Origin of the sequence: Oscillibacter sp. ER4 (assembly GCF_000765235.1) — a bacterium.
Taxonomy (GTDB): domain Bacteria; phylum Bacillota; class Clostridia; order Oscillospirales; family Oscillospiraceae; genus Hominicoprocola; species Hominicoprocola fusiformis.
This window is the reverse complement of sequence record NZ_JPJG01000081.1, coordinates 1-2,824: the sequence shown is the minus strand read 5'-3', so window position 1 is coordinate 2,824 and position 2,824 is coordinate 1. Positions and strand designations below refer to the sequence as shown.

Sequence of the window (2,824 nt, the reverse complement as noted above, 5' to 3'; positions counted from 1 at the left end):
ATTGGCAGTCTCAGGCTTGAACAACTCTGATGTCTCCGAAGTGAAAGTGCCTCGTGCGCGGCGTTGCCGCATTAGTGTTGCTATACGATTTGCCCCTGCTCCTATTATCCGCTGCCGCTCTGCCCATCTTGGAGAAGTGCGCAGTAATTCCCGTCTACCGCCAGTCTCCACAATGCGGCGAGCGAAGCAATGCCGCTATTTCGCACGCAGTCTGCCGCCAAGCAAACGTCACTCGCGCCTCACGATAGTAAGGCGCGGTTGCAAGACGTAACGAATCGCAGAAGATTCATGGCGAAGCCATGTACACCGCACCTGATTCCGCAGGCTGAGCAGCTCTTCAAGATTGAGACTGCCAATGTCGGGGGTCGAGGGGCTCTCCCCTCGCGTTCTCTTGGGGGTTCAAGGGGGCCATTCTCTCACGTGAGAGAATGGCCCCCTTGGTGCTGCGGCGCGCACGCCGCATTTTCCCTCCGCGCTCTGCGCGGAAAGCAACCGCTCCCCCGAGGGAACGCAAAAAAGAAGCAGCCCTTTAGGGCTGCCACTTTTTTACTTTTCACAAATGACCGGCTTTTGGCGGTCAGACTCCACAAAGGCCTTGGCCTTTTCCACCGCTTCCGCGCGGGGGAGCTTCACCTGCTCGCCGGTGCGCATGTCCTTGCAGGACACGACGCCCGCGTTGATCTCGTCTTCGCCGAGGAAGTAGACGTAGGGCACCTTGAGCTTGTCGGCGTAGTTCATCTTGGCCTTGAATTTCTTCTTTTCCGTATAGATCTGCGTGCTGACGCCCGCGGCGCGAAGATCGGTCGCGAGCGAGATGGCCTCGCTCAGGTCCTCGGTCATCGGCAGGATAAGCACGTCCGCCGGCGCGGTGCAGATGTCGCTATTCAGAAGGCCCTGCTCGCCGAGGACATAGAACAGGCGCGTCACGCCGATCGAAATGCCGACGCCGGGGAGCTTGCGGTCAGTATAGTACTCCGCAAGGTTATCGTAGCGGCCGCCGGAGCAGACCGAGCCGATCTCGGGGTGGTCGAGCAGCGTCGTCTCGTACACCGTGCCGGTGTAGTAGTCGAGGCCGCGCGCGATGGTCAGGTCGACCGCGAAGTTCTCCTGCGGCACGCCGAACGCGCCGAGGTACTTGGCGACGGTCGTCAGCTCGTCGAGGCCCTGGTCGAACATCTCGTTGCGGCCGCGGTACTTTTCAAGAGAAACGAGCACCTCTTCGTTCGTGCCCTTGATGCCGATGAAGGCGAGGATCTCATCCGCCTTTTCGCCCTCGATGGCGTAGTCGTCGACCAAGATCGCGCGCACGAGGTCAGGGCCGATCTTTTCGATCTTGTCGACGGTGCGCATGATATCGCCGGACTTGTCGGAGAGGCCCAGCATCGCGTAGAAGCCGTTTAAGATGCGGCGGTTGTTGATGCGGATCTGGAAACGGGACAGGCCGAGGCGGGAGAAGACGGTATAGATGATGGCGGGGATCTCGGCATCGTTCGTGATGTCGAGATCGCCGTCGCCGATGACGTCGATATCTGCCTGATAGAACTCGCGGAAGCGGCCGCGCTGCGCGCGCTCGCCGCGATAGACCTTTCCGATCTGGAAACGGCGGAACGGGAAAGCGAGGTCGGCATAATGCAGGGCAACGTATTTCGCCAGAGGCACCGTCAGGTCGAAGCGAAGGGACAGGTCGCTGTCGCCCTTGGAGAAACGGTAGATCTGCTTTTCAGTCTCGCCGCCGCCCTTGGCGAGCAGCACATCGCTCGCTTCGATGATGGGCGTGTCGAGCGGGGTAAAGCCATAGACGCCGTAGGACGAGCGCAGCACCTCCATAAGGCGCTCCATCTGGGTCTGCGGCGCGGGAAGCAGCTCCATAAAGCCGGATAAGGTGTGAGCTTTGATCGTTGCCATGATAGTGTGTGTCCTTTCCTAATAGAATGTATGGACAGCGTACTGTACTGCGGTGGCACAGCAGCGTATCGGAGTGGTTGACAGATATTTTACGGTACGGCGCAGGGATTGTCAAGCGTCCGCGGCCGTTTTTTCCACTTTCGAGACAGTATAGCATTTTCCGCGCGGAATTGCCATAGCTTTCGCCGCCTGCGGTGCAAAAATTTTTCTTTCCGTCGCGGACAGTGTTCACGAAAAATGAAGATATCCGCCAAAAAGCACGAATTGCGCTTGACGGAACTGCCGCTTTTTGTTACCATAGAGACAATATCAACGGGCAAGCTCCGAAAACCGAGGTTTGCCCGCAAGCAGCTTCCGGGTAGCCGTCATTCGGCGTCCGCCGCGGCCACACCGCGCGGGCAGGAGTCGATCCGATCGGATCGTTGAGGAGGAACGTTGGATGTACCAGAGCAAAATGAAAAGCGAAGAGACCGATCACCTGTTCAAGGCGATCTTATCTTTGAAAACGGAGGAAGAATGCTACCGCTTCTTCGACGATCTCTGCACCTTCAGCGAGATCGAGGCGATGTCCCAGCGCTTCGAGGTGGCGTCGCTTCTCGCCGATGGCAAGACCTTCACGCAGATCTCGCAGAAGATTGGCGTTTCGTCCACGACCATCACGCGCGTGAATAAGTGCCTTTGCTACGGGGCGGACGGCTATAAGCTGCTGCTCGAGCGGGCCAAAGAAGAAAAGTAAGCCATTCATCATTTTGATCAGAGCAGGCGCTAATGAAGTGACCCCGAAAAGTTAGACAAATATTTTTAGCGCAAATTGTTCAAGCATCCGGAAGGGCTTGCTGTCTGTGAAGAGCAGGCGGCAAGCCCTTTAGCTTTGCCTTGATGCGCCGATTGTTGTAATAGTCCAGATATTCAATGAGTT

Annotated in this window: 3 protein-coding genes; 1 reads left to right on the top strand and 2 read right to left on the bottom strand. The window is 57.5% G+C overall.

All coding sequences use genetic code 11. The features are described from left to right. Positions 1-546 precede the first annotated feature (546 nt). On the bottom strand, positions 547-1,905 hold the full coding sequence (gene hisS, locus NI20_RS0111860; RefSeq protein ID WP_033121609.1) for a histidine--tRNA ligase: 1,359 nt from the start codon (positions 1,903-1,905) through the stop codon (positions 547-549). Positions 1,906-2,344: 439 nt separating this feature from the next. On the opposite strand from hisS, the gene NI20_RS0111855 reads away from it, so the two are divergent. After that, entirely contained in the window at positions 2,345-2,641 is a 297-nt protein-coding gene (locus tag NI20_RS0111855) for a YerC/YecD family TrpR-related protein (protein ID WP_033121608.1), read from the top strand. Between the two features lie 79 nt (positions 2,642-2,720). On the opposite strand, the gene NI20_RS0111850 is transcribed toward NI20_RS0111855, so the two are convergent. Then, a partial coding sequence (locus NI20_RS0111850) for an IS3 family transposase (RefSeq protein WP_033121607.1) occupies positions 2,721-2,824 on the bottom strand: 104 nt, incomplete at its 5' end.

Coding starts and splice junctions, on each gene's coding strand:
- hisS (WP_033121609.1), bottom strand. CDS start 1,905: ATGGCAACGATCAAAGCTCACACCTTATCCGGCTTTATGGAGCTGCTT.
- NI20_RS0111855 (WP_033121608.1), top strand. CDS start 2,345: ATGTACCAGAGCAAAATGAAAAGCGAAGAGACCGATCACCTGTTCAAG.